The organism is Cellulosimicrobium sp. NPDC057127 (assembly GCF_042670945.1).
In the GTDB taxonomy this organism is placed as follows: domain Bacteria; phylum Actinomycetota; class Actinomycetes; order Actinomycetales; family Cellulomonadaceae; genus Cellulosimicrobium.
In genome coordinates, this window is the sequence record NZ_JBHUUP010000004.1 from 211082 (window position 1) to 237341 (window position 26260).

Below are 26260 nucleotides of genomic sequence, written 5' to 3' on the forward strand. Positions count from 1 at the left end.
CAGGGTGCGACGATGGGGCCATGAGCCCGTACGTCTCCGTCCTCGACCTGTTCTCGGTGGGCCTCGGCCCGTCGAGCTCGCACACCGTCGGGCCGATGCGTGCGGCGAAGGCGTTCGTGACCGGGCTCGCGGAGCGTGACGAGCTCGCGCGCGTGGCTGGGCTCCGGGTGGTGCTGTGCGGGTCGCTCGGTGCGACGGGTGTCGGTCACGGCACGCCGGACGCCGTCGTGGCAGGGCTCGTCGGGCTCGACGCGCAGACGTGCGACCCCGACCTCGTCCCCGGCCGATGGGAGAAGCTCGGCGCCGGTGCCCGCCTGCCGCTGCTCGGGCGGCACGAGGTGGTCGTCGCGCAGGCCGACGTCCGTCTCGCTCCCCTGACGCGGATGCCCGGGCACCCCAACGGGATGCGCTTCACGGCGCTCGACGCCGACGGGTCGGCCCTTGTCGAGCAGGAGTTCTACTCCGTCGGCGGCGGGTTCGTCCTCACCGCCGACGAGATCGACGCGGCGCTCGACGCCGAGGCCGCGGACCGCGCCGTCGACACGGACGACGTCCCCTACCCGTTCGCGAACGCCGCCGAGCTGCTCGACCTGTGCGACCGCGAAGGACTGCCGGTCGCACAGGTCGCCTGGGAGAACGAGATCGCGCTGCGGCCCGCCGCGGAGGTCGAAGCCGGCGTCGACCGCATCTGGGACACGATGAGCGCGTGCGTCGACGCCGGCCTCGAGCGCGACGGCGTCCTGCCAGGTCGGCTGAAGGTGCGCCGTCGGGCACGGGCGCAGCGTGAGCGGCTCGAGGCCGCCGACGAGCGTGGCGAGGACACGACGATCGAGTGGCTGCAGGCCTTCGCGATGGCGGTCAACGAGGAGAACGCCGACGGGCGCCGTGTCGTCACGGCCCCCACGAACGGTGCCGCCGGGATCATCCCGGCGGTGGGGCGGCACTTCCTGCGCACCCACCCGGACGTCGCCGCCGACGACGGCCGACGCCGTCGGGCCATGCGGACGTACCTGCTCACGGCCGCCGCGATCGGCGCGCTGTACAAGCGGAACGCCTCGATCTCCGGCGCGGAGGCAGGCTGCCAGGGCGAGGTCGGCTCCGCGTGCTCCATGGCGGCGGGCGCGCTGTGCGCCGTGCTCGGCGGCACGCCGGCGCAGGTGGAGAACGCCGCCGAGATCGCCATGGAGCACAACCTCGGGCTCACGTGCGACCCGGTCGGCGGGCTCGTGCAGGTGCCGTGCATCGAGCGCAACGCCATCGCGGCGTGCACCGCCGTCTCTGCCGCCCGGCTCGCCCTCCAGGGCGACGGCTCGCACGTCGTCTCGCTCGACACCGTCATCGAGACCATGCGCCAGACCGGTGTCGACATGTCGACGAAGTACAAGGAGACGTCGACGGGTGGCCTCGCGGTCAACGTCATCGAGTGCTGAGCCGGAGCGCAGCGGAGCAAGCGCAGCGGACGTCCGCGCGTCAGGGGGTGGGACGTGCCGGGTCTTCCATCCGCGCCCTCGTTCCTCGGGCGCTCCCGCCAGGCCCACCACGACCCGGCACGTCCCACCCCCTGCCCCGCTCGTGCGGCCCGGCCGGCTCGCCGGCCTGTCCTCCGCGCCCAGAACGACGTTGGTGCCGTTATCCCGCGGACAACGGCACCAACGTCGTGTTCGGCGGCTGGGTCAGCCGCAGGTGCTCGCCTCGTAGGCGTGCGTGGTGGTCACGCCGCCGGCGGTGACGGTGGCCTCACCGGCCTCGACGTCCGTGGAGCGGACGGCGAACGCCTGGTAGAGGCTCTTGCCGGGTGCCACGGCGTCCGCGGCCTTCGACCCGTAGGCGGTCGAGAGCTCGACCGGGACGGCCGCGTCGGACGTGTTGGTCGCGCGCACGGCGAGGTACGCCCTGCCGGCGAGGCAGCGGGTCTGGACCGTGACCTCGACGGGGCTGGCGGGCGTCGACGCCGTCGCGCTGAGCGGCGAGACGGTGATGCGGTCGACGATGGGCGCCTCGTCGGCCCGCAGGTTGTAGTCCGCGGGCCACGTCTCGGACGCGTACGTCTCGCCGTCCCAGTTGGTGGCCTCCTCGGAGCGCAGGGAGATCGTGTTCTCGCCCTCGGCGAGGTCGAGAACGACCGTGCGCTCCCAGAAGTTGTTCTCGTGGAACGTCGGGACGAACAGCACACGCTGCGCGTCGCCGGAGTTCACCGAGATGTCCGCGTGCCGCGCGACCGGGTTCGGGTTGTAGTGCGTGCCGTCCACCTGCTCCGGGTTGGAGAAGCGGAACACGACCGCGTGCGACCCGGCCTCGGTGGCGTCGACGGTGAACGTCAGCGAGCTGTCGTTCCCCGGCTCGCCGCCCACGCCCGCGACGGCCTGACCGCCCTCGGCGAGGGACAGGTCGACGACGGCGGCGGACCCGGTGAGGTCGGCGTCCTCCGCCTGGTAGTCGGTCGTGGGCAGGACGCCCTCGCCCGGGGCGACGGTGAGCCGGTCGAGCACGAGCCCGTCCGCACCGCCGGTGACGACCACCTCGTTGACGCCGCCCTGCAGGTGCGCGGCGACCTCGTGGCCGTCGGCGAGGTCGACCACGTCGTGGTCGTTGACCGTGAGCGTGCCGGAGCCCGCGCCGAGCAGGTCGACGCCGAGCGTCGCCTCCGCGTCGCGCTCGCCGTACACCCAGAACGTCGCCGTCTCGCCCTCGCCGAGCTCGACGCCGCCCGAGCCGGAGATCTCTCCGGCCTCGACGCCGTCCGGCGCCGTGTAGACGGCGTCGCCACCCTCGGACGTCGCGAGCTCGGCCTCGTAGACCGCGGTGGTCGCGTCCGGGTTGGCGAGCTCGAGGGTGATGCGGTCGATCAGCGCGTCGCCCTGGGTCGCGCCGTTCCCCGCGGTGCTCTGCGCCGCGAGGGAGATGGTGTGCGTGCCGGCCGTCAGGTCGACGGTCGTGTCGGCGTGGTCCCAGACGACCCACTTGTAGCCGAGCGGGAGGAAGATCTCCTGCTCCTGCTCACCGTCGACGCGCACGAACACGTTGGTCGGCCCCTGCTCCTGCACGAGCCCGTACGTGTTGAGGCTGTTCGCGAACACCGACAGGTCGTACGTGCCGTCCTGCGGGACGGTGACCTCGAAGTCGAGCACGACGTCGGAGCCGGTGCGCAGGCCGCCGACGTCGTAGCCGCCGGACGTGTAGAACTTGCCGACGTCCGACGGCGAGCCCTCGGGACCGTTGCGCGTGTAGCCGCTGCCGGTGTGCGCGGCGTCCTCGGCCTCGTAGCTGCCCTGCCAGAGCGTGGGGGTGGAGGACGTCGAGTCGCCGGCGCCCGCGGGCGTCACGACGATCTCGTACGCCGAGGACTCCCGCAGCTGCGGGAGCGTCTCGCCGTCGAACTCGACGACGACCTTGCCGTCGACCACGGGCAGCGTGAGCTCGGCGAGGTGGCGCGGCTGCTCGGAGTCACCGAGCTGGCCCGTCCACGGGATCTCGCGCACGAACGCCCGGACCTCGTCGCCGAACACGTCGCCCGGCACGTTCACCAGCTCGACCGGCGCGGCGCCGTCGGCCCCGCCGAGGATGGTGCGCGAGACGGCGCGCTCCTCGTCGAGCGACGAGACGCCCTGGAGCGTGTAGTTCTCGCCGGGGAACGGCGGCGTGACCTCGACGGTGTGGCCGCTCATCTTGGCGTACGCGTTGTACAGCCACCACTGGCCGTTGCCGCGGTTCTGCTGCACCGCCGAGTCCGAGAGGTTCCCGTTGATGTTCCAGAACGCGATCATCGCGTCGATCTTCGAGTCCTCGATCGCGGAGATCCACTGGATCATCTGGCCGGGCACGGACGTGTGGTAGTTGAACGCGTACTCGTTGACGTTGACCGGCAGCTCCGTGCCCTCGTACTCCGTACCCTCGAAGACCTCCGCCTCCCAGTCGCGGTACTTCTCGACCGACTCGCGGATCGCCTGCGGGTGCGTGAGCTCGTGCCACGTGATGATGTCCGGCACGGTGCCGGCCTCGATCGTGTGCTCCATGAAGCCCTTGACCTGGTTGTAGAGCACGCTCGTGCCCGGGCCGGCGATGCGCATGTCGGGGTACGCGGCCTTGATCGTGCGGTACGTCTCGTCCCACGCGGCGAAGTAGTCGGTCGGGTCGTTCAGCCACGACGTGCCGTCGAGGCTCCACTGCCCCGTGCCGAACATGTTGCCCTCGGGCTCGTTGAACGGCTCGATGACGATGTTGTCGCGGTACTCCGGCTCGAGCTCGCCGATCTTGGCGAGCTGGTCGTCGAGCACGCGCGCGTAGTCGGCGAGCTTCTCCTCCGGGGTGTCACCGGGCCACTGGTACGGGAATCCGCGGTAGTAGTCGGTCACGCGCAGGTAGACGTCGCCGTCGGTCGCGTCGGCGAGCGGCTTCACGACCTCGAGAGCGTCCGAGCCCGGGTGCTGGGCGCCGTCCTGCGCCTTGGTGGCGACCGTGCGGACGTTCATGCCCTCGATGAGGTTGTCCGTCGGCATGCCCTCGCCGTACAGGCCGTAGAGCAGACCGGAGGCGCCACCGAGGAAGTCGCCGGTGTTCGTCCCGAGGTCGACGCGCAGCTCGCCGCGGTGCACGGTGACCTCCGCGGTGACCGGTGTCCCCGAGGCGTCGCCGGACACCGTGAACGTGCCCGTGGCCCCGTACTGCTCGGGGGCGACGTCGTCCCACACGACCGGGACCTGACGGTCGTAGCCGTCGGAGTACGACCCGCGGACGGACTCCGGCAGCTCCGGCGCGACCCCGACCGTGGTGCGGACCTCGAACGTGTCGTCGGACAGCCCGGTCGCCGTCGGGACCTCGTCGCCGACGAGCTCCGCGACCTGCGCGGCCGTCAGCGCCGACCGGTACATGCGGAAGTCGTCGACCGCGCCGTCGAACAGCGGGTCGGGGTAGAAGGACCGGCCGATGTACCCGGCCGACGTCGCCCCCGACGTCAGCAGGTCGCGCGCCGCGATCGTCGTGGGCGCCGACGCGACGGCGACGCCGTCGAGGTAGGTCGTGACACGGTCGGCCTCGGTGTCGAGCGTCGTGGTGAGGGTGACCCAGTCGCCGGCCTCGAGCGGGCCGTAGCCGGTGACCTGCGCCTCGCCGCCGCCACCGTTCGTCGTGACCGCCGTCCGCAGGCGGCCGTCGCCGTTCGACGGCGTCGTGAACAGGTAGCGCGAGGTGTTGGTCCCGAGGTCGTACACGCGCTGCCAGGCGCCGCCCGTGCCGTCCCAGCGCACGCGCGCGGAGACGGTGAGGTCGGTCGCGTCGGCCAGTGCGCCGCGCGGGATCGTCACGTAGCCGCCGCCGGAACCGCCGGGCAGGTCGAGCGCGGTGCCGCCGTCCTCGGCGTCCACCACGGCGGTGCTCCCGGAGACCGTGCCGTCGAGGCCGTTGCCGGACGCGTCGGGGACCGTGGTCCCCGTGACGTCGTCCATCGTGTAGTGCAGGTCGGGTTCCGGCGTCGCGGCGGACGCCGGCAGCGCGAGCGCGCCGCCGAGCATGCCGCCCGTGAGCGCCATGGTCGTGGACAGCGCGACCGCTGTCCGTCGCGGCGAGCGCCGCGAGGAAGTCGTGCTCATCGTCGAGTACCTCTCTGGTCGTCGCGCGCCGCAGCGCGCTGCGTGGGGTCGTGCGGCTCGAGGGCCGGGTGTGCCCGGGCCCTGCGCCTGACGGGCGCAGGGCCCGGTCACACCGGTGGTCGTGCGAACCGTCAGCCGCAGGCGGGTGCGGCGTAGGCGACCTCGAACGTCCGCTCGCGGTCGTCCTGCGGGTCGCTCGTGCTCACCGTCACCATGGCGACGCCCTCCGTGGGCGCCGGCGTGCGCACCGGGAAGGACTGGTACGCGTTCGAGCCAGGGGCGACGCCGGTGAACGTCCGGCTCCCGAACGGCGACGAGACGGCCACGTCGAGCGGGACCTCGTCGGTGTTCAGGGCACGGACGGCGAGGTACGGCGCCCCGACGAGGCAGCGCGGCTGCGCGACGACGTCGGCCGAGAGCTCCGGCGCGGCGTCGACCGGGGTGAGGGTCCAGAACCTGTCGGCCGTGTCCTCGTCGGTCGCGGTCGTCGTCCCGCCCGCGCTGCCGCCTACGGTGACCGTGCCGTCCCGGCCGTTGCCCGACGAGTCGACGACGGTCGCCCCGCCGTCCTCGTCGAACGCGTAGTGCAGGACGTCGCCCTCGGCGGGCTCCCCGGACGCGAGCGCCGTGACCTCCTGCGCCGACAGCGCACGGCCGTAGATCGCGAAGTCGTCGATCGCGCCGTCGAACGCCGGGTCGCCGCCGTACTGCGACTTGCCGAGGTAGCTGCGGTCGGTGGTGTCGCCCAGTGCCGACGGCGACGTCGTGATGGTGCCCGTCGCGACGGGCTGACCGTTGATGTACATCGTGCCCGACGTGCCCGAGACGGTGATCGCGACGTGGGACCACTGGTCGAGAGCGAAGTTCTGGCCGTTGTAGCTCAGCCGCTGCTCGCCGCCGGCCCCGCTCGACGTGATGGCGAAACGCGGTCCGCTGCCCGCGCTGACCGTGAGGAACATGCTCCTGCTGGAGTTCGCGCCGAGGTCGAACACGCGCGACCACGTCGTGAGCGCGCCGGGCTTGATCCACGTGGAGACGGACCAGTCGGCGGTCAGGCCGCTCAGCGTCCCGTTGGGCAGGGTGACGTACGAGCTGCTCCTGCAGAAGTCGATCGCGGTCCCGATCCTGCCGGGCTGACGATCTCCGTCGGCCGTGCAGTTGGACGTCGGCGAGCCGTCGGTCCACTGCACCACCGGCGCTCCGGGATCGGTGCTCATGTCCCGGACGCCGAGCGTGAGTCCCGTTCCGTAGCTGGCGAGCCGGACCCGGCCCTCTGGGTCGGGCACGAGCTGCCAGAGGGTGGACTCCGCGCCGTCGTCCTCCTGCACGAGGGCCGGTGCGCCGTTCACCGTCGACGCGCCCTCGACACCGAGCGCGAGACCGCTCGCGTCGTTGACGATCGTGTAGAGGCCCTCACCCGCGTCCTCGACGTGCCAGACCTGCGTCGCGCCGCCCGTGGCGCCCGCCTGCACGACGTGCGTCCCGGCCGCCGTCCCGCCCTCGGCCGTGTCGAGCACGAGCTCGCTGTTGCGGTTGGTGAGGGTGTAGGTGCCCGCCAGGCTCTGCGTCTCCGCCGCGGGGGTCACGACCACGTGGTAGCCGTAGTTCGGGTTCATCACGACGGGGACCGTGATCGATCCGTCCTCGCCGACCTCGTAGGTCGTCTCCGAGATGGTGATCGGACCGGGCGTCGGCACGGTGCGCCCGTAGGACGGCGTGGTCTCGAGCGTGACGTTCACGGAGTCTCCGAGCGCGAGCTCGTCGAGACCGTTGACGACGATCGAGGTGGCGCCGCTGTTGCCGCCCGCGATGATCTTCACCTCGTCCTTCGCGTCGTTCACCGACGCCGCACCGTCGAGCGGGCTCTCGTCGGACGGCGGCGTCGTGGTGACCATCCGGCCCTCCATGTCCGCGTACCAGGTGTAGAGCCAGTAGGCACCGTTGGGTGCTCCGCCGCGCGAGACGAGCAGGTCGCCCAGCGTGCCGGACTGGTTCCAGAACGCGAGCTCGGCGCGGTCGATGCCGTGGCGCTCGAACTCGGCGATGTAGCCGACGAGCGGGCCCGGCAGCCCCACCTCCTGGGGCGAGGCGTACTCCGCGATGTCGATCGGCAGGTCGGGCAGGCCGAGCTCGTCGAGCATGGCGCGCACCGCTTCGACGTCGCCCTTCGTCTTGGACGCACGGATCAGCTCGTGCCACTCGAGCACGTCCGGCACGGTGTCCGTCTCCTTGGCGAACTCGAGGAACTCGCGCATCCGGCTGATGTTGTCCGAGAAACTGGGGCCCTGGATCGGCACGTCCGGCCCCACCTCTTCGCGGAGCACGTCGTAGGTGAACTTCCAGGCGTCCAGGAAGTCGCCGTTCTCGGCCTCCCGCCAGGTGATGTCCGGCTCGTTGAAGGGCGCGTACGCCACGACGTTCGTCGCCCCGGAGGCTTCGACGTCGGCCACGACGTCGCGGATGACGTCCTCCCACGCCTTGCGGCCGTCCACGTTCTCCCAGCTGAACTGGTAGGGCCAGCCGGGGTAGTAGTCGATGATGCGCACGACGATGTCCGCGTCGTGCCGGGCGGCGGTCCGCCACACCTTCGCGGTGTCGCCGGTCGGCTGCTGCCGCCCGTTCGGCGGCATCTGCATGAAGGTGTTGGGCTTGATCGGCGCGATGAGCTCGTCGGACGGGACGCCTTCGTCGGCGATGCCGTAGAGCGAGCCGGTGGCGACGTACGAGACGTCGCGGAACGGCTGGTCGGCCTCGACGACGAGGGTGTCGTCCGGCCCCGGTGCGGCGGACGCCGCGCCGGCGGTGAGGCCGACGCCCGTGGCCGTCAGGGCGAGCGGTGCCGCGACGGCGAGCGCGGCGAGGGCCGCGGCAGGTCGACGTCGTCGGTCCGACGCGACCCGGTGTTTCGTGAGTGACACGATCTTCCTCCATCGTTGGACTGGGAGCACGGCGTGGGTGCGGGACGCTGCGCGACCGTGCCGGAGCACGCGTCGCGCCGATGCCCCGTTGCATCTCGTCGCTGACGGCTACCGGTGCCGTGGTCCTCTCGGTGCGTTGTCGTGCGCGTCCGCCCCCGTGGGGGCGCCTTACGTCGTCACCTCCTCCTCGAGGTCATCCGACTGTCGAACCGGTTCGACGGGCACCGTGCGGGCGGGCGCCCGCCCCTTCCCGCCGGTCAGGGAGCGGGCGCCCCCGGTGCCACGGCGCCCGTCGTGCGCCCGACGACGTGCGGCAGCGCGCCGTCGCGCAGGAACACGGGCACGACGTCGAGGGGTGCGTCCGCGCGGACGGTCCGCCCGCCGTCGTGCACCTCGCCCGTCGCCGCGTCGGTCCACCGCGCGCCCGCAGGCAGGTACACCTCGCGCTCACGCGCACCCGCCTCGAGCACGGGCGCCACGAGGACGTCCGGGCCGAGGAGGAACTCGTCGTCCACGTCCCACGCCCGGGGGTCGCCCGGGAAGTCGTGGAACAGCCCGCGCATGACGGGCTGGCCGTCCGTGTGCGCGGCGCGCATGACGTCGCGCACGTACGGGCGCAGTGCCTCGCGCAGGTGCACGTAGCGCTCGAGCACCCCGTACACCTCCTCGCCGAAGCTCCACAGCTCGTTCGGCCCGCCCGACCGCAGGCGGCGGGAGCCGTCCGCGGCCTCGACCTCCTCGTACGGCAGCCGGTCGCCGTGCAGCCGCATGACGGGGCTGAACGCGCCGAGCTGGAACCACCGCACGAGGAGCTCGTGGAACGCGGGGTCGTTGACGTCCCCGCGGTGGAAGCCACCGATGTCCGTGGTGAACCACGGGATCCCGGCGACGCCCATGTGGATGCCCGCGGTGACCTGCCGGGCCATGTCGTCGAATGTCGAGCTGATGTCGCCGGACCACACCAGCGCGCCGTATCGCTGACTGCCCGCCCAGGCGCACCGCACGAGGTTGACCACCTCCTCCTCGCCGTCGGCCCGCTGCCCGTCCCAGAAGGCCCGGGCGAAGAGCTGGGGGTAGAGGTTGCCCACCCGGAGGTTGGGCCCGAGGTGGTACCGGTACGCGTCGAAGTCGTAGACGCCGTACTCGGGTTCGGCCTCGTCGAGCCAGAACGTGCGCACGCCGTGCTCGCCGTAGTTGCGGCGGCACGTCTCCCACAGCCACCTGCGGGTCTCGGGGTTCGTCACGTCGAGGAACGCGCTCGGCCCCTCGAACGACATCTGCACGTCGAGGCCGCGCTCGGCCCGCACGAGGAGGTTGTCGCGCCGCAGGTGCGCGTAGTTCTCGGACTCGAGCGAGACCTGCGGCCAGACGGAGACCATGAGCTCGACCCCGAGCTCGCGCAGCTCGGCGACCATCGCCGCCGGGTCGGGCCAGAACTCGTCCTCGAACCGGTAGTCGCCCATCTTCGGCCAGTGGAAGAAGTCGGCGACGATCACGTCGAGCGGCAGCCCGCGCCGCCGGTGCTCGCGCGCCACCTCGAGGAGCTGCTCGGCGTTCCAGTACCGCAGCTTGCACTGCCAGAATCCGAGTCCGCGCTCCGGCATCATCGGGGCGTGACCGGTCGCGTCCGCGTAGTTCCGCGTGATCTGCGCCGGGGTGTCGCCGGCGGTCACCCAGTAGTCGAGCTGGCGCGTGGCCTCGGCGTACCACTCGGTGCGGTTGCGGGCGAAGGTCGCGCGCCCGATCGCCGGGTCGTTCCACAGGAACCCGTAGCCGGCGCTCGACAGCACGAACGGCACGCTCGCCTGGGAGTTGCGGTGCGCGAGCTCGAACGTCGAGCCCTTGAGGTCCAGCACGTGCTGCTGGTACTGCCCCATCCCGTAGAGCTTCTCGTCCGGGGCGGACTCGAACGAGGCCGTGAGCTCGAGGTCGCCGCCGAGCCGCGGCCGGAACCGGCGCGCGACGAGGTCGAGCGACCCGCCGCGGTCGTGCTCGCGCAGGAGCAGCGTCCCGTGCCGGTCGTAGAACGCGAGCTCGCACCGCGAGCGCTCGTAGCCGACGGGCTCGTGGAACCACCGCGTCACGCGGAACTCGACGCGCAGGGCGCCGACGACGAGCGTCGCGCCGTCCTCCCGGGTCTCGACCCGCGCGTCGGCCACCGCGTCACCGCCGCCCGCGGCGGCCGTCACCTGGTCCCGCGGCAGCAGCGCGTGGTCGGAGTCGACGACGTCCCCCATGAGCGTCGAGCGCACGCGGACGCTGTCGCGGCCCCACGGCTCGACGACGAGGGTCTCCCCGTCGCCCCGCCACTCCAGGCGCGTGCCGTCCACGCGCACGGGCTGGTCGTCCGCGGTGCTCGCGGTGCTCGCGGTGCTCATCCGGTCTCCTTCGACGATGACGGTGACTGATGGTGGTGCCGGTGGTGCTGGTGGTCAGAGGGTGGGCAGGAACACCCGCATGGTCGAGGGCTCGCGCTCGGCCCAGCGGTGGTAGGGCACGAGCGGGAGGTCGATCTCCTCGCGCGCCACCGCGGGCTCGGGGGCGCCGGAGTACGGCAGCCCGGGTCGTCCGGCACGGGGCCGCACGACGGACCCCCGCACGACCGCGCCGTCCTCCTCCGGCCTCGGGGCGACCGCGGGGTCGACGCGCACGTCCTCGAGCGCCACGCCGTCGGGCAGGTCGGTCGACTCGAGGCACAGGACGAGGGGACCGCGCTCGACCGCGACGCAGCCGCGCACGGCGTCGACGCGCGGGTCCGGCCACGTCAGGCGCGGCGCCGTCGGGAGGTCGAGCACGACGACGTCGCCGGGGGCGAGGGCGCCGCGGGCCTCGGCCCAGCCGGGCGCCACCGGTCGGACGTCCTGACCGGGCGCCACGAGCGTCGCGCCGTGCGCCCACGCGGGGACGCGCAGCCGCAGGGCGACCTCGCGCCCGGGCGCGTCGAGCACCTCGACGCGCACCACGCCGTCGTCGGGGTACCGGGTGTCCACGCGCACCGCGAGCTCGCCGCCGCCGTCGAGCGTCGCGCGCACCTCGCCCGCCGCGTACTGGAGCAGCGTGAGCTCGTCGCCCTCGACGGACGCGGCGTAGGTGTGCCACGACGCGAGCGTCCGGGCCACGTTCGTCGGGCAGCACGACACGTCGAACCAGGGCGCGCGCACGCCGCCCTCGGCGCGCGGGTTCTCGGCGTCCGGCTCGACGTCCTGCCCGGCCACGCGCTGGTGCAGCGGGTTGGCGTAGAAGAACGCGCGGCCGTCGGAGCGCGGCGACGTCGCGACGACGTTGTAGAACGTGCGCTCCATGAGGTCGGCGTAGCGGACGTCGCCCGTGGCGAGGTACAGCCGCCAGGACACCATGCCCGACGCGACGCCGGCGCACGTCTCGCAGTACGCACGGTCGGACGGCAGCTCCCAGTCGTCGCCGAAGCCCTCGTCCTGGTGGCGCGATCCCATGCCGCCGGTGAGGTAGGTGCGCCGCTCGACGCTGCGCTCCCACTGCCGGGTCACCGCGTCGAGGAGCCCGGCGTCGTCCGTGTCGACGGCCACGTCGACGGCCCCGGCCGCGAGGTACAGCGCGCGCACGGCGTGGCCGCGCCACACGTCCGCCTCGCGCACCGGCACGTCGTCCTGGAAGTAGGCCGGGCTGAGGAGCGGGATCGGCGTCAGCGTGCCGTGCCCGCGGCGCTCGACGAACAGTCGGGCCTGCTCGGTGTAGCGCGGCTCGCCGAGCGCCCGCCCGAGCTCCGCGAGCCCGACCTCGATCTCGGGGTGCCCGCAGATGCCTTGCCGACCGTCAGCCCGGAACTCGTCGCAGACCTGGTCGGCCACGCGCCGCGCGACCTCGACGAGCCGGTCCTCCCCCGCCGTCCGCACCCGCGCGACGGCGGCCTGGAGCAGGTGGCCCGCGCAGTACAGCTCGTGCCCGCGCTCGAGGTCGCTCCAGCGGGCCGCCTGCCCGGCGTGCCCGAAGCACGTGTTGAGGTACCCGTCGGCGTCCTGCGCCGCCGCGACGCGCTCGACCAGGCGCTCGTACGTGGCCTCCAGCCCCGGGTCGCCCGCCCGGCCGAGCTCCCACGCCATCGCCTCGAGGAGCTTGTACACCTCCGAGTCCGAGAACTGCCACCCCGGCCGCTCACGGTCGGTGGTGCCGCCGGCGACCGCGTCGAAGTTCGCGAGCCAGCCGAGCCGCTCCATCCAGGTCAGGCAGTGCTCGAACGTCGCCCGGGCGTTCGTCTCCTGGAGCTTCGCCCAGAACCCGTCGGCGAGCCGGACCTCGCCGATCCCGAGGCCGCGGCGGCCGGGCGTCGGCGGGACGACGGGGCAGGCCCGTCGCGCGTCGACGGCGGCCCCCGCAGTTCCCGCGGCGGGCGGCGTGGTGAGTGTGGCGTGGTCGGTCACGAGATGTCCTTCGATGGTGGTTCGGCGCGAGACCGCGGTCGGTCGCCCAGGCCTGGCGGGCGTGCGGCTCAGTCCTTGACGGCGCCGGCGGTGACGCCCGCGGCGACGAAGCGCTGGGCGAGGACGAGCAGCACGGCGGCGGGCACGGACGCGACGACGGCGGTCGCCATGATGGCGTTCCACTGCGTCGTGTTGTTGCCGATGTAGTTGTAGATGCCGAGCGTGATCGGGATCATGTCGCCGTTGCGGTTGAGCGTGGACGCGAAGATGAAGTCCGACCAGGCCCACAGGAAGGCGAAGAGCGCCACGGTGACGGTCGAGTTCCGGCTGATCGGCACGACGATCGACCAGAACGACCGCCACGGGCCCGCGCCGTCGACGCGCGCCGCCTGGAGCAGCTCGCGCGGGATGCCGGACATGAACGCCGTGTAGAGCAGCACGCCGAACGGCACGGCGATCGTCGAGTCCGCGATGATCAGGCCGGGGATCGTGTTGAGCAGGTCGAGCCGCACGTAGATCGCGTAGAAGCCCATGGCCATGACGACGGCCGGGATCATCTGCGCGACGAGCAGCAGGAAGTTCAGGCTCCGCCGGCCCCGCAGGTTGAGCTGGGCGATCGCGTAGCCCGCGGGGGCGGCGATCGCGATGGTCAGCACGACGGTGCCGAGACCCACGAGGAGGCTCGTGCCGAGCGCGGGCAGCTGCTGCTCGAAGACGCGGACGTACCCCTCGAACGTCGGGTCCCACGGGAACCAGTGCGGCGGGTTCGCGCGCAGGTCCGACGTCTTCGTCAGGGAGACGTTCGCCATCCAGTAGACGGGGAACAGCATGAGGGCGGTGAAGACGATCCCGAGGACGGTCTTCCACCAGGGGCGGGTCGTGGTCATGACGCCTCCTGACGGCGCTGGAGCTGCAGGTGCAGGAACCCGAAGACGAGCGCGACGAGGATGAGGATGTTGCCCACGGCGGCCGCGGGTGAGAAGTCGGGCTGGCCGGTGCCGAACGCCTCGCGGTAGGACCACACGGCGAACGTCGTGGAGGCGTTGCCCGGCCCGCCGGTCGTCATGACCCAGATGACGTCGACGACCTTGAGCGTGTAGATGAGGCCCAGCAGGATCGTGATGGCCGAGACCGGGCGCAGCAGCGGCAGCGTGATGCTGCGGAACTGGCGCCACGCACCCGCGCCGTCGAGCGACGCGGCCTCGTAGACGTCCCCGGGGATGTTCTGCAGGCCGGAGTACAGGATCACGAGGTTGAACGGGATGCCGAGCCACACGTTCGCGATGGTCACCGCGAGGAGCGCCGTGTCGGGCGACGTCAGCCAGTTGATCTGCTCGACGCCGAACGCGCCGAGGACCGAGTTGACGATGCCGTTCTCGCTGCTGAGCATCCACGCCCACGTGGACGCGGACACGATGAGCGGCAGGAGCCACGGCACGAGGAACAGCGCGCGCAGCACGTTCGAGAGCCGGAAGCTCGACCGGAAGAACACCGCGAGCGCGAGCCCGATGACGAACTGGAACGCGATCGACACGAACGTGAAGACCACGGTGTTCCACAGGGCCGTGGGGAACGTCGACGACGCGAACACGTCGGCGAAGTTCTCGAAGCCCACGAACTCGGCGTTGCCCTGGACGAACGCCCGGATGTTGTAGTCGTGCAGGCTGAGGTCGATGTTGCGCCACAGCGGGTACGCGTAGAAGAGCACCAGGTAGACCAGCAGCGGGGCCGCGAAGCCCACTGCCGCCCACTGGCTGGCGTTCGGTCCCCGCCGGCGGCGGCGCCCCCTGGGGGCGGCGGGCGTGGTGCCCGCCGCTCCCAGGGTGCTGTCGCTCGTCCCGACGGCGGTCGGGATGGTCGTCATGACTCGTCCTTCACTGAGGTGGTGTGATCGCTCACATCACGCACGAGGTGCGCGTGAGGTCAGCTCGTGGCGGCCTCGGCCTCGGCCTGCGCGGTCTCGAGGGCCTCCTGCGGCGTCGCCGCACCGGAGAGCGCGTTCTGCACCGCGCCCCACAGGGCCTCGGAGATCATCGGGTAGTCCGTGCCGAGGTTGTCGCTCGTGCGGCCCTTGGCGCTGCGCACGGCCTCGACCCAGGTCTCGAGCTCCGGGTTCTCCTCGAGGAGCTGCTCCTGCCCGGCCTCCGTCGGCGGGATGTAGTAGGCGAACGTGGTCGCCGTCTCGACGAAGCCCTCGGGCGTCGTCATGCACTCGACGATCTGGCGCGTCACGTCGTAGCGGTCGGTGTCGTCCTGGACCGGGGCCACGATGAACTCGCCGCCCGTCGGCGCGGGCGCGACGCCGCCGTCCTGGGCCGGGAGCTGGATGACGCCGGTCTCGAACCCGGCCTCGGCCGCGCTGTTGACCTGCCACGTGCCGTTCTCCACGAACGCGAAGTTGCCCGTGAGGAACTCCTCCCACGTGGTGTTCTGCGAGTTCTGGATCACCGTGTTCGGCGCGTAGCCCGCGTCGAGCCAGCCCGTCCACAGCTCCAGCGCCTCGACGGCCTCGGGAGAGTCGAGCTGGGTGAGGTCGGCGCCCGCGCCCCAGAACCAGGGCAGGAACTGGAACGAGCCCTCCTCGGTGCCGATGCCGGCGAAGGTGATGCCCTCGTGCCCGGCCGCGGTGACCGCCCCGAGCGCCGCGTTGAGCGACTCCCAGTCCGTGATCGACGCCGGGTCGACGCCGGCGGCCTCGAGGATCTCGGCGTTGTAGTAGAGCGCGAGCGTGTTCGCCCCGATCGGGATGCCGTACGCGTCGCCGTCGACGACACCGGCCGCGAGCAGGTTCTCGTCGACGTCGCCCGTGTCGAGGCCGAGCTCGTCGACCGTGGTGAGCATCCCGGTGTCCGCGAGGGTCGAGACGGCCGGGTTGTCGATGAGGATGATGTCGGGCGACGTGCCCTCCTGCGCCGACAGCAGCGCCTGGTTCGTCAGCGCCGTCGTGTCGTACGCGGTGCGCTCGATGGTGACGCCGGCGTCCTCGCCGCACTGCTGGACGCGCTGCTCCCACTCCGAGGAGCCGTCGTGCTGGGGGTACGGGTCCCACCACGTGTACGTCGAGTCGTCGCCCGACGCGCTGTCGGTCGACCCGCCCGACGAGCAGGCCCCGACGAGCGCCAGCGTGGCGGTCGTGAGCACGGCGGTCGTCGCGAGGGCGACGGGCTTGCGCCTCGTGTTCTGCATCTGTGGTTCCTCCTTGAACGTGACCGTCCGACGTCGGGCGGCCTGGCGGTGCGAACGGCCCGCTCCCTGGTGTGGCGGACCTACCGGTCGGGGTGAGGGGGCCTAGGCCCCCGGGACCCGGGGCGGCGCCCCCGTGCTGCCCCGGTCGACCAGCTCGGGCGAGACGAAGCGCACGACGTGCGGTTCGTCGGGCCCCACCTCCCCCTCGATGCGTCGCACGAGCTGGCGCACGGCCATGCGGCCGAGCCGGTCGGGTGCGGACTCCACCGAGGAGAACGGCAGGGAGAAGGTGCGGGCGAACTCGTCCGAGTAGCGCCCGACGACGGACAGGTCCGCGGGCGCGGACAGGCCGCGCTCGTGCAGGACCGTGGGGAGCGCCGCGGCGGCGGCCTCGTTGTTCACGAGGAGGCCGGTGGCGCCCGGGTGGGCGTCGAGCAGCGCGTTGAGATCGCGCCCGACGTCGGGCTGGTGCGACGAGCCGAAGGCCGCGTGCAGCGTCACCCCGCGGGCGCGCGCCGCCTCGAGCGCGGCGTTCTGCAGACGCCACACGTACGCACCGCCGCGCTCGACGACGTGCTCGGGCTGCGACACGAGCACGAGCTCGCGGTGCCCGAGGCGGTGGAGGTGGTCGACCATGAGCCGGCCGGCCTCCTCGAAGTCGAGGTCGAAGACGTCGACGCCGGTGCAGTCGGCGGGCAGGCCGACGAGTGCGCCGGGCTGGGGCGCTGCGCGCAGGATGGGCAGGCGCTCGTCGTCCTCGGCGACGTTGAGGAGCACGACGCCGTCGACCATGCGCGAGTCGGTCATGCGGCGCAGCGCGCGCGTCCCGTCCGCGTCGGTGGCGAGCAGGATGTCGTAGCCGTGCTCCCGCGCGGTGTCGGAGACGCCGAGCATGTACTGGAGCATCGCGGGCGCGAACTCGTCGGGAAGGAACTGCGCGAGGAGGCCGATGACCATCGTGCGGGTGGTCGCGAGGGCGCGCGCACCGGCGTTGGGCGTGTACCCGAGCGAGCGCACCGCGTCCTCGACGCGCCGGCGCACGTCCGCCGAGATCGCCCTCTTCCCCGAGAGCGCGTACGACGCCGTGCTGCGCGAGACACCCGCGATGCGGGCGACGTCACCGATGGTGGCCACTGTGCCTCCTCTTTGCGAACCGGTTCGACAGTAGTGCGCTCTCTCGAGAGCGCGCAAGCATCGACCGGGCGAGGAAACATCACGATCTGGCAACTCCGGCGTCGAACGGGTTCGACGACTTCCGAACGGATCCGACGCCGAGCGAGCCCGTCGGCGGGACGACGACGCAGGTCACGGGCACTGACAGCGCCGGTCGCGTGGGAGCATCGGGCCGTGCCTCTCCGAACGCCCGCCGCCGTCCTCGTCGGGCCGCCCGCGGCAGGCAAGACGACGATCGGCGAGCTCGCCGCGGCGCGTCTCGGGGTGCCGTTCGTCGACGTGGACGAGGTGGGCGACCGCTACTACGCGGAGGTCAGGTGGAGCGTCGCCCGGCTGGTCGAGCGCGTCGGCGTCGTCGGCCGCCTCGCCGCGGAGCGCGAGTGGGAGCCGGCTCGCGCGCACGCGGTCGGCCGGGTCGTCGCGGAGCACCCCGGTGCCGTCGTCGCGCTGGGGGCCGGGCACACGAGCTACACCGACGCGACCCACCTCGCGACGGTGCGCGCCGTGCTCGCCGACGTCCCGCACGTCGTCCTCGTGCTGCCCTCGGCAGACCGGGACGCCGCTCTCGACGAGCTCCGGCGGAGATCGGTCGCGACGAAGGGCACAGACTGGGTGCGCGACGGGCACGACCTGCTCGCCGCGTGGCTCGACGACCCGGGTACCCGCTCGCTCGCGACCGCCACGCTCGTCACCCGCGGCCGGACGCCGGACGCGTCCGCCGCGCAGTTCGCGAGGTGGGTCGCAGCGCCGGCCGGAGACCGGCTCGACGACCGTTGACGGCTACCGCGCGAGCGGCGCCTCCGCGTCGAGCCGCGCCAGCTTGTCGGGGTTGGCGACCCCGAAGAGGCGCGTGATGCGGCCGCCCTCGACGACGAGGCCCACCGCGGCGGCGAGCGTGCCGTCGACCGCCACCCGCAGGCCGACGGCGCCGTTGAGCCACGTCGGCTCCATCGTGACGGCGCCACGGGCCTTGCCGAGACCACCGACGAGGTAGCGGGCGATGCGGTCCGGCCCGACGAGCGGGCGACGGGCGGCGCCCGCGATCCCACCGCCGTCGGGCACGAGCACGACGTCCGGAGCGAGCACGTCCATGAGCGACTGCACGTCACCGCTCTCGAGCGCGGCGACGAACCGGTCGACGACCTCCCGCTGCTGCGCGCGGTCCACCCGGACGCGCGGGCGCCGCGCCGCGACGTGGTCCCGCGCCCGGTGCGCGATCTGCCGGACCGCGGCAGGCGACCGGTCGACGGCGTCCGCGATCTCGTCGTAGGGCACGTCGAAGACCTCGCGCAGCACGAAGACGGCGCGCTCGGCGGGGCGGAGCGTCTCGAGCACGGTGAGCAGCGCGATCGAGACGCTCTCCGCGAGCCCGACGTCGTCGGCCACGTCGGGGCTCGTGAGCAGCGGCTCGGGCAGCCACTCACCGACGTAGTCCTCACGGCGGCGCGCGACGGTGCGCAGGCGGTTGAGCGCCTGCCGCGTGACGACCCGCACGAGGTACGCGCGGGCGTCGCGCACCTCGTGCTGGTCGACCACGGCCCACCGCAACCAGGTGTCCTGCACCACGTCCTCGGCGTCGGCGGCCGAACCGAGCATCTCGTAGGCGACGGTGAAGAGGAGGTTGCGGTGGGTGACGAACGGGTCGTCGCTCATGCGGCCAGCCTGTCACCCGCGCCGTCCTGCGCGCCGGTCGAGGGACGCGCGAGCGGCGCGAGACCGCACGACGCCGCGAACTCCTGCGACCGGATCCCGAGCGAGACGTTGGTGCGCGCGTTCATGTTCATCACGCCCACGCGGGCCGAGAGCTCGAGCAGCCCGGCCGCTCCGAGCTCGTCGAGCAGCACGGCCGACATCTCGTCGGTCACCGACGGCGGGGTCGTGCTCATCGCCTCGGCGTACTCCAGGACGTGGCGCTCCACCGGCGAGAACACGGCGGACTCGCGCCACCGCAGCACCTCGCGCGCCTTCTCCTCGTCGAGCCCGCGGTGGTGCGCGAGGAAGTAGTTGAGGTCGAGGCACGCGCCGCACCCGACGGTCGCGGCGGCCGCCATCACGGCGAACGTGCCGAGGTTCTTGTCGAGGTGCCCCCACCTCTCGCTCTTGCGGCCGATGCTCATGAAGTCCCTGAGCAGCGCCTTGTGGTGCCACATCACGCCCAGCGACTCGGGGACGTCCCCGAGCATCCTGCGGCTGAACGCTCTGACCAGCGCGCCGTAGAGCCCCGTGATCTCGGTCGCGGGCACCCGTGCGGCGCCGGTCGTGCTCGTCGTGCTGGCCGTGCTGGTCATCGTTCCTCCCGGTGTCCTGGTGCGTTCGGCATCAAGACACCGGGCGGGCCACGCGTGTGACACGCACGGGCCGCCCGGTCGAGGACGGCAGGTGGGTGGGGGTCAGCAGGAGACGCCGTCGTACGTCACGGTGCGCGCCACGTCGTGCCCGACGCCGCCGCCCGGCGACGCGGTGACCGCAACCTCGCCCGCGGGCACGCTCGTCGTGCGTGCGGCGACCGTGCCGTAGGCGGCTGCGTCCGGCCGCACGGCGGTCCGTCCTACCTCGCCGTAGGCGGTGTCGAGGCGGACGTCGACGGGCGCCGGCTCGCCGTTGACGGCGTGCACCGCGACGTACGCGCGCCCGTTCAGGCAGCGCGCGTCCGCGACGAGGTCCACGAGCTCCGTCTCGCCGGCCCAGGTGCGGCCCTCCGGGAGGTCGTAGCCGCGGTCGGCGAGGACGTCGCGCAGCACGTCCGGCCGGTCGGTGATGAGGCCGTCGACGCCGAGGTCGACGAGGTGCTCCATCGTCGCGCGGTCGTCCACGGTCCACGGCACGACGCGGATCCCGGCGGCGTGCGCGTCGGCGACGAGCTCCGCCGTCGTGAAGGGGACGTACCCGGGGTCCTCGATCGAGCCGTTCTGCGGGTCGCCGTGCACCGGGGAGAGCGCGTCGGCCCCGAACGAGTCGACGGCCGCGACGAGGTCGCCGTCGAAGTCGTCGATGTCGATGCCGCCGAGCCACGGCGACGCCCCGGGCATCCCCACCTGGAGGAACTGCTGGCCGTTGGTCAGCGCGACGACCGGCAGCTCGGGCATGACCTCGCGCACGCGCATGAGCGCGCCCCAGTCGAAGCTCTGGATCGTCACCTGGTCGGCCATGTCCCACTCGCGCACGAGGCCGGTGACGACCTGCACGAACTGCTCGCGCGGCGCCGTCTCGTGCGGCGCGCCGGCCTCGACCTTGGTCTCGATGTTGAGCATCACGTCCTCGGCGTCGTGGTCGCGCACGAGGTCGAACACCTCGGTGAGGAGCATCATCCGGGCCCCGGGCGACGGCTGCTGCTCCGGGAACTGCGGCTTCGTCACGGACCCGCAGTCGAGCGTGCGCAGCTGGGCGAGCGTGAGGTCCTTGACGTACCTCCCGACGTACGGGTACTCGGGGTCGCCCGGCGTCGCCGGCGCGGTGTCACGGCACACCGCGGCGTTCGTGCGCCGGTCGTGCGTGACGACCGCCTCGCCGTCCTGCGTGATCTGCACGTCGAGCTCGAGCGTCGTGACGCCCATGCGCAGCGCCTCCGAGAACGACGCGACGGAGCTCTCCACGTGGAGCCCGACGCCGCCGCGGTGCGCCTGCACGTCGAACGCCGGCAGGTCCGACCCGGGCGGCGGCGTGGCGGGTGCGGCGCTCGACGTGGCAGCGGTGCCGCAGGCGAGCAGGGCCGCCAGCGCGGCGGCCAGGGCGGGGGTACGACGGTTCACGGGTCCGTTCCTTCTCCGACGACGGGCACGCGACCGCGTGCCGCGCGAACGACGCTAGGACCGACAGGTGGCGCCCGGTCGAGCGGGAGCCGACGGACAGGTGAACACGGTGCTGGTCCTCCCGTCCGACCGGTGACGCGGCGCCGGGCGCGGGTCTACCGTGAGCCATGGCCACCCTCACCCCCGGCTTCCACGGTCGCCCGCGGCCCCAGGGCGTCGCCCTGCCCCCCGGGCAGTACGTCGAGACCGGCTTCCCGGTCCTCTCCGCCGGCCCCACCCCGCGCGTCGACACGGACACCTGGCGGCTCGACGTCGTCACGGAGTCCGGCGAGGCCCGCTCGTGGACGTGGGCCGACCTCATGGCGCTCCCGCAGGACGAGCCGACGGTCGACATCCACTGCGTGACCCGCTGGTCGAAGTTCGGCACGACGTGGCGCGGCGTCTCGCTCGACACCCTGCTGGCCGACGTCGAGTCCACCGCGGACTTCGCGATGATCGGCTGCTACGGCGGGTACACGACCAACCTTCCGGTCTCGGAGCTGCTGGGCGGCAAGGCGTGGATCGCGCACACGTTCGACGGCGCACCCCTGCACCCCGTGCACGGCGGTCCGGCCCGGCTGCTCGTGCCCCACCTGTACTTCTGGAAGTCGGCCAAGTGGGTCAACCGCATCACGCTCATGCCCATGGACGAGCAGGGGTTCTGGGAGCAGCTCGGGTACCACGACCTCGGCGACCCGTGGCGCGAGCAGAGGTACCAGGGTGACTGAGGCGGTGGTCCCCGGCTCCGGGACGGAGGCCGGTGCGGACACCGGCACGCGTCTCGGCGCGCGCTACACGATGCCGTCGGGCTGGCGGGTCGCCCGGCTCGTCGACGCGTGGTCGGAGAGCCCGACGGCGCGGACGCTCGTCCTCGAGGTGCCCGACTGGCCGGGGCACCTCGCCGGGCAGCACCTCGACCTGCGCCTGACCGCCCCCGACGGGTACACCGCCGAGCGCAGCTACTCGATCGCCGGGCCGGCGAGCGACGCCGCGGCGTCGGCCCGCGTGGAGGTCACGGTTCAACGGGTGCCCGACGGCGAGGTGTCCGGGTACCTGACGGACGCGTTCACCGTCGGCGACGCGATCGAGGTCCGCGGGCCCGTCGGCGGCTGGTTCGTGTGGTCGCCCGAGCGGCACGCCGGGACGCCCGTCCTGCTCGTCGCGGGCGGGTCGGGCCTCGCCCCGCTCATGGCGATGGTCCGCACGCGGCGCGACGACGGGGACCGCACGCCGTTCCGCCTCGTGTACTCCGTACGGACGCCGGACGACCGGTTGTACGTCGACGAGCTCGGCCGTCTGGCGCGCACGGGCGACGGCCTTGAGGTGCACGTGGCGTTCACGCGCGCGGCACCGCTCGACGCGCGGCGCGAGCCCGGCCGGCTCACCCTCGCCGAGCTCGCCGCATGGGGCTGGCCGCCCGAGCTCGAGCCGGCGTGCTTCGTGTGCGGCCCGACGGGCTTCGTCGAGGCGGTGTCGCGCACCCTCGTCGCGCTCGGGCACGACCCGGCGCGCGTCAAGACCGAGCGGTTCGGCCCGGCGTCGGACTGACGCCCCGTCCCGCCTCGGCCCACCCGGTCCCGCGAGGTAGAGGGTCTCCGTCGAGATAGAGGGTGATTCCCCTCTATCTCGACGGAGACCCTCTATCTCGGCGCGGGGCTGGACGGCGGCGCGGTCTGGCCGCGGGCCTCGCGCAAGACCTGCCCTGGTCGCCACACAGTCCGTGCAGAGCCGTGCCGACGAGACCCGCTCCGTCGGCGCGGGAGGCGCGGACGAGGGGACGGTCATGGCATCCAGGACGGAACCGGTCGCGCATGCCCGACGTGTACCGGCGGGGCGCGCACGGGAGGCCCTCGCGGTCGCCGCGGCACTCGCGCTGCTCGCCGCGTGCGGTGCGCCGCGGTCGACGCCGCCCGATCTGCCGATCGAGACGGCCGACGTCGAGCGGCACGTCGTCACGGTGTCCGACGCCGGGGCGGTGCCGGACGTCGTCGCCGCGACGGACCACGTGGGCGCCACGATGCTCGGGTCCGCGCCGCGTGAGGGGAACGTCGTCGTGTCGCCCGCGAGCGCCGTCGTCGCGCTGTCGATGCTGGCGGAGGGGGCGCGCGGGGAGACCGCCGCCCCGCTCGACGAGGTGCTGGGCGCCATCGGGCCGGAGCGCACGGCGGCGGTCGGCGCGCTCCTCGCCGCGCTGCAGGAGCACGACGGCGACCCGGCCGCCGTGCAGGCCACCGAGCTGCCCGAGGAGCCGCTCGCGCACGTGGCGAACCAGGTCGTCGTCGACGACCAGGCGGAGGTCCACGACACGTACCTCGAGGCGCTCGGCGCCGGGTACGGCGCGGGCGTGCTGCACACGGACCTGGGCACCGACGCCGGCGTCGCGCCGCTCTCCGACTGGGTCCGGTACCACACGGGCGGACTCATCGAGGAGTCCGCGATCGAGCCCGACCCGCTCCTGAGGCTCGTGCTCCAGAACGCGACGCTGTTCGCGGCGCGCTGGGAGGAGCCCTTCGAGGACTCGGAGACGTCCCCGCAGCCCTTCACGCTCGCGTCGGGCGAGGAGGTGCAGGCGGAGGCGCTGCGGCAGACGAACGACGCCCGGTACGCCGAGGTCGACGGGTGGCGCGCCGTCCGCCTGCCGTACGTCGACGCGTTCCACGCCGACGTGCTCCTCCCACCGCCCGGCACGGACCCGGCGTCGGTCACCGCGGAGACGCACGCCGCGCTGCGCGAGGCCCTGGACGGCGCGGCGTCCGTCCCGGTGGACCTCACGATGCCGACGCTCGACGTACCGGCCGAAGAGCCCATGGACCTCACCCCGGCCCTGACCGCACTGGGCCTCGGCGGGCTCTTCCGAACCGCGCCGACACCGGACCTGAGCGGCATCAGCGACCAGGAGCTCTACGTGTCCCAGGCGTGGCAGCAGTCGGTGCTGCAGGTCGACGCCGAAGGCACGGTCGCGGCGTCCGTGACGGAGATCGGCGTCAGCGAGGCCGCTGCCGCGGTCGACACGCTCGAGCCGGTCGTGCTGCGCGTCGACCGCCCGTACGTGTTCTCCGTCGCGCACTCGGACACCGGCTGGACGCTGTTCACCTCGGCGATCCGCGACCCCCGCCACTGAGGCCGGCGACAGCGGCTACAGGACGGACCAGGCCCCGGCCGCCGCCGCGTCCGCGAGGAACGCCTCCAGGGGACGCGCCGGCCGGCCCGTCAGGCGGGGCACGTCGTCGGTGACGACGGCGAAGTGCCCGGCACGCACCCGCTCGTACGTGAGAGCGGTCAGCTCGCGCTCGAACCCGGTCAGCCCGTCCAGGGCCTCCTGCGTGCCGAGCTCCGTGTACGTGACCGGCCGGCCGAGCGCCGCGGACAGGAGCTCCGCCGTCCGGGTGTGGAGCACGGCCTGCGGGCCGGACAGCTCGTACGTCTTCTCGGCGTGCTCCCGGTCGAGCAGGGCGAGCTCGGCGACCTCGGCGATGTCGCGCACGTCGGTCCACGCGACGGGTGCCTCCGCGTGCGGGAAGGCGAGCTCCCCGCCGGCGATCTGGTCGCGCAGGAACCGGGGATCGGTCATGACCTGCATGAACCAACCGGGGCGCAGGAGGGTCCAGGACCGCCCGCTCGACCGCACCGCCTGCTCGACGCGCGCGGACCAGCCCTGCGGCCCGGACTGCTCCGGGTCCCGCTCGGAGAGCAGGACGACGTGGGTCGACGCCGACGTCGTCGCGAGGTAGGCGGCGACGAGCTCGGGGGCGTCCGCCCGGAGCGGCACGACGACGAAGACGGCGTCGACGCCCGCGTTCGCGCGGGCCCACCCGTCCGGCCGGTCCCAGGAGAGCTCGACCGGGACGACGCCGTCACGCGTGACCCGCGCGGGGTCGGTGCTCCCGCCGAGGAGCTCGACGTCGTCCCGCGGCGCGAGCCGGTCGGCGAGCGCCGACCCGGTCTTCCCGCGGACGGAGGTGATGAGGATGCGCATCGTGCCTGTCCTTCCGTTCGGATCGTGGTGGTCGGGTGCGGCGGGGCGGTCAGGAGCCGGTGCCCTCCGGCACGATCGCCGTGACCCGGATCTCGACCCGCATGCCGACGGCGGCGAGGGCGGCGACGCCGACGGCGGTCCACACGGGCGCACGGTCGCCCATCCGCTGCCGGAGCTGGTCGACCATCGCGGCGGTGTGCTCGTCGCCGACCTCGTCGGCCCGGGTGGGGACGTGGAAGCTGTCGACGGCGACGACGTCGCGCCAGCCGGCGCCCGCCTCGGCGAGGGTGCGCTCGACGTTGTCGAAGGCGCGGGCGATCTCCTCCCCCAGGTCCTCGGGGAAGCGGAGCTCGTCGTCCCAGCCGCCCTGCCCGGAGATGTGCACGACGTCGCCGATGCGCACGGCCTGGTGGTAGTGCCGCTGCTCCCGGAACGCGTCGCCGTAGCCGGGGGTGCAGAAGAACTGGGGCGTGACCATGAGGAACTCCTTCGGTTGTCACTTCAGGCGTGAAATGACCGTAGCACCACATGACTTCATCTGTGAAGTGTCGTCGCGCTGCTAGAGTCGCCCTCATGGCGGATTCGACCCAGGACCTGGAGGTCGGCGCCGTCTCCGAGGACGAGCCGCGCTGGCTCTCGCCGAGCGAGAAGGAGGCGTGGACCGGAGCGGTCTCGCTCATGCTCCTGCTGCCGAGCCGCCTGGACTCCGCCGTCCAGCGCGCGGCCGGGCTGACGCTGTTCGAGTACCTGACGCTGAGCCACATGTCGGAGGCGCCCGACCGCCGTCTGGTCATGAGCGAGCTGGCCTACCTGACCAACGGCTCGCTGTCCCGGCTGTCCAACGTGATGAAGAAGTTCGAGGCCCGCGGCTGGGCCTACCGTCAGCCCGACCCGGCGGACGGCCGGCGGACGATCGCCGCCCTCACGGACGAGGGCTGGGCGAAGGTGGTCGAGGCGGCGCCCGCGCACGTGCGGTCCGTGCGCGAGCACGTGCTCGACCCGCTGACGGCCACCGACCAGCGGGCCCTCGCCCGGATCGCGGCGAAGCTGCGGACGCGGCCGGAGGACTTCGCGGCCTCCTGAGGCATCCCTTCGGCGGCCAGAGTGCCGAACCCGGGGTCGTACGTCAGGGGCGGCTCCGCCTGACGCACGACCCGGGGTTCGGCACGTGGCCCGCACGGCGCGAGACTGGACTCATGACCGCCCGCCCTGCCGACGCCGAGCACCCCGAGCCCCG

Annotated in this window: 19 protein-coding genes; 6 read left to right on the forward strand and 13 right to left on the reverse strand. The window is 73.0% G+C overall.

Annotated elements, in window-relative coordinates:
- The first annotated feature begins 20 nt into the window (after positions 1-20).
- Entirely contained in the window at positions 21-1430 is a 1410-nt protein-coding gene (locus tag ACFTZA_RS05965; protein ID WP_378191813.1) for an L-serine ammonia-lyase, read from the forward strand.
- Between the two features lie 243 nt (positions 1431-1673).
- Here ACFTZA_RS05965 and ACFTZA_RS05970 read toward each other — a convergent pair whose 3' ends face one another.
- The 8 genes from ACFTZA_RS05970 to ACFTZA_RS06005 all read right to left on the reverse strand — a co-directional run bounded on the left by ACFTZA_RS05970 (position 1674) and on the right by ACFTZA_RS06005 (position 17220).
- Positions 1674-5585 (reverse strand): LamG-like jellyroll fold domain-containing protein, encoded by a 3912-nt coding sequence (locus tag ACFTZA_RS05970; RefSeq protein WP_378191815.1) that lies wholly within the window; start codon positions 5583-5585, stop codon positions 1674-1676.
- Between the two features lie 131 nt (positions 5586-5716).
- Positions 5717-8503 carry a LamG-like jellyroll fold domain-containing protein gene (locus ACFTZA_RS05975; protein ID WP_378191817.1) on the reverse strand — a complete coding sequence of 929 codons (2787 nt, stop codon included), beginning with the start codon at positions 8501-8503 and terminating at the stop codon, positions 5717-5719.
- Positions 8504-8760: 257 nt separating this feature from the next.
- Positions 8761-10881 (reverse strand): TIM-barrel domain-containing protein, encoded by a 2121-nt coding sequence (locus ACFTZA_RS05980; RefSeq protein ID WP_378191819.1) that lies wholly within the window; start codon positions 10879-10881, stop codon positions 8761-8763.
- Positions 10882-10935: 54 nt separating this feature from the next.
- The gene (locus ACFTZA_RS05985; RefSeq protein WP_378191821.1) at positions 10936-12900 is read right to left on the reverse strand and encodes a glycoside hydrolase family 127 protein; all 1965 of its coding nucleotides are present in this window, start codon (positions 12898-12900) and stop codon (positions 10936-10938) included.
- A 68-nt stretch (positions 12901-12968) separates the two neighbouring features.
- Entirely contained in the window at positions 12969-13787 is an 819-nt protein-coding gene (locus tag ACFTZA_RS05990) for a carbohydrate ABC transporter permease (protein ID WP_378191823.1), read from the reverse strand.
- Positions 13784-14764, reverse strand: coding sequence for a carbohydrate ABC transporter permease (locus ACFTZA_RS05995; RefSeq protein WP_378191825.1), 981 nt, complete (start codon positions 14762-14764; stop codon positions 13784-13786). Before ACFTZA_RS05995 ends, ACFTZA_RS05990 begins: the two co-directional genes overlap by 4 nt.
- Before the next feature lie 59 nt (positions 14765-14823).
- Positions 14824-16086, reverse strand: coding sequence for an extracellular solute-binding protein (locus tag ACFTZA_RS06000; protein WP_378191827.1), 1263 nt, complete (start codon positions 16084-16086; stop codon positions 14824-14826).
- Positions 16087-16188: 102 nt separating this feature from the next.
- Positions 16189-17220: a LacI family DNA-binding transcriptional regulator gene (locus tag ACFTZA_RS06005; protein ID WP_378191829.1), complete on the reverse strand. Its 1032-nt coding sequence runs from the start codon at positions 17218-17220 to the stop codon at positions 16189-16191.
- Positions 17221-17433: 213 nt separating this feature from the next.
- Here ACFTZA_RS06005 and ACFTZA_RS06010 point away from each other — a divergent pair, with 213 nt between their 5' ends.
- Positions 17434-18036, forward strand: coding sequence for a shikimate kinase (locus tag ACFTZA_RS06010; RefSeq protein WP_378191831.1), 603 nt, complete (start codon positions 17434-17436; stop codon positions 18034-18036).
- A 3-nt stretch (positions 18037-18039) separates the two neighbouring features.
- On the opposite strand, the gene ACFTZA_RS06015 is transcribed toward ACFTZA_RS06010, so the two are convergent.
- The 3 genes from ACFTZA_RS06015 to ACFTZA_RS06025 form a co-directional block, all read right to left on the reverse strand.
- Positions 18040-18912, reverse strand: coding sequence for an RNA polymerase sigma-70 factor (locus tag ACFTZA_RS06015; RefSeq protein ID WP_378191833.1), 873 nt, complete (start codon positions 18910-18912; stop codon positions 18040-18042).
- Positions 18909-19547, reverse strand: a complete 639-nt coding sequence (locus ACFTZA_RS06020) for a carboxymuconolactone decarboxylase family protein (protein WP_378191835.1) — start codon at positions 19545-19547, stop codon at positions 18909-18911. Before ACFTZA_RS06020 ends, ACFTZA_RS06015 begins: the two co-directional genes overlap by 4 nt.
- Positions 19548-19649: 102 nt before the next feature.
- The gene (locus ACFTZA_RS06025) at positions 19650-21008 is read right to left on the reverse strand and encodes a glycerophosphodiester phosphodiesterase family protein (protein ID WP_378191837.1); all 1359 of its coding nucleotides are present in this window, start codon (positions 21006-21008) and stop codon (positions 19650-19652) included.
- A gap of 167 nt (positions 21009-21175) precedes the next feature.
- Here ACFTZA_RS06025 and ACFTZA_RS06030 point away from each other — a divergent pair, with 167 nt between their 5' ends.
- The 3 genes from ACFTZA_RS06030 (at position 21176) to ACFTZA_RS06040 (ending at position 24168) form a co-directional block, all read left to right on the forward strand.
- On the forward strand, positions 21176-21775 hold the full coding sequence (locus ACFTZA_RS06030) for a sulfite oxidase-like oxidoreductase (RefSeq protein WP_378191839.1): 600 nt from the start codon (positions 21176-21178) through the stop codon (positions 21773-21775).
- On the forward strand, positions 21768-22595 hold the full coding sequence (locus ACFTZA_RS06035; RefSeq protein ID WP_378191841.1) for a ferredoxin reductase: 828 nt from the start codon (positions 21768-21770) through the stop codon (positions 22593-22595). Before ACFTZA_RS06030 ends, ACFTZA_RS06035 begins: the two co-directional genes overlap by 8 nt.
- Before the next feature lie 235 nt (positions 22596-22830).
- Entirely contained in the window at positions 22831-24168 is a 1338-nt protein-coding gene (locus tag ACFTZA_RS06040; RefSeq protein WP_378191843.1) for a serpin family protein, read from the forward strand.
- A 15-nt stretch (positions 24169-24183) separates the two neighbouring features.
- Here the strand turns inward: ACFTZA_RS06040 and ACFTZA_RS06045 are convergent, their stop codons facing one another.
- Together ACFTZA_RS06045 and ACFTZA_RS06050 are read right to left on the reverse strand one after the other, a co-directional pair.
- Positions 24184-25023: an NAD(P)H-binding protein gene (locus ACFTZA_RS06045; RefSeq protein ID WP_378191845.1), complete on the reverse strand. Its 840-nt coding sequence runs from the start codon at positions 25021-25023 to the stop codon at positions 24184-24186.
- 49 nt (positions 25024-25072) lie between these two features.
- Entirely contained in the window at positions 25073-25501 is a 429-nt protein-coding gene (locus tag ACFTZA_RS06050; protein WP_378191847.1) for a Rid family hydrolase, read from the reverse strand.
- A gap of 95 nt (positions 25502-25596) precedes the next feature.
- Between ACFTZA_RS06050 and ACFTZA_RS06055 the strand changes: the two genes are divergently transcribed.
- A complete protein-coding gene (locus tag ACFTZA_RS06055; RefSeq protein ID WP_378191849.1) occupies positions 25597-26106 on the forward strand; it encodes a MarR family winged helix-turn-helix transcriptional regulator in 510 nt (169 codons plus the stop codon).
- The last annotated feature ends 154 nt before the right edge of the window (positions 26107-26260 follow it).

Bases quoted from the DNA above. Each gene is read 5' to 3' on its own strand.
- ACFTZA_RS05965 (WP_378191813.1), top strand. From the start codon at position 21: ATGAGCCCGTACGTCTCCGTCCTCGACCTGTTCTCGGTGGGCCTCGGC.
- ACFTZA_RS05970 (WP_378191815.1), bottom strand. From the start codon at position 5,585: ATGAGCACGACTTCCTCGCGGCGCTCGCCGCGACGGACAGCGGTCGCG.
- ACFTZA_RS05980 (WP_378191819.1), bottom strand. From the start codon at position 10,881: ATGAGCACCGCGAGCACCGCGAGCACCGCGGACGACCAGCCCGTGCGC.
- ACFTZA_RS05990 (WP_378191823.1), bottom strand. From the start codon at position 13,787: ATGACCACGACCCGCCCCTGGTGGAAGACCGTCCTCGGGATCGTCTTC.
- ACFTZA_RS05995 (WP_378191825.1), bottom strand. From the start codon at position 14,764: ATGACGACCATCCCGACCGCCGTCGGGACGAGCGACAGCACCCTGGGA.
- ACFTZA_RS06000 (WP_378191827.1), bottom strand. From the start codon at position 16,086: ATGCAGAACACGAGGCGCAAGCCCGTCGCCCTCGCGACGACCGCCGTG.
- ACFTZA_RS06015 (WP_378191833.1), bottom strand. From the start codon at position 18,912: ATGAGCGACGACCCGTTCGTCACCCACCGCAACCTCCTCTTCACCGTC.
- ACFTZA_RS06020 (WP_378191835.1), bottom strand. From the start codon at position 19,547: ATGACCAGCACGGCCAGCACGACGAGCACGACCGGCGCCGCACGGGTG.
- ACFTZA_RS06030 (WP_378191839.1), top strand. From the start codon at position 21,176: ATGGCCACCCTCACCCCCGGCTTCCACGGTCGCCCGCGGCCCCAGGGC.
- ACFTZA_RS06040 (WP_378191843.1), top strand. From the start codon at position 22,831: ATGGCATCCAGGACGGAACCGGTCGCGCATGCCCGACGTGTACCGGCG.
- ACFTZA_RS06045 (WP_378191845.1), bottom strand. From the start codon at position 25,023: ATGCGCATCCTCATCACCTCCGTCCGCGGGAAGACCGGGTCGGCGCTC.
- ACFTZA_RS06050 (WP_378191847.1), bottom strand. From the start codon at position 25,501: ATGGTCACGCCCCAGTTCTTCTGCACCCCCGGCTACGGCGACGCGTTC.
- ACFTZA_RS06055 (WP_378191849.1), top strand. From the start codon at position 25,597: ATGGCGGATTCGACCCAGGACCTGGAGGTCGGCGCCGTCTCCGAGGAC.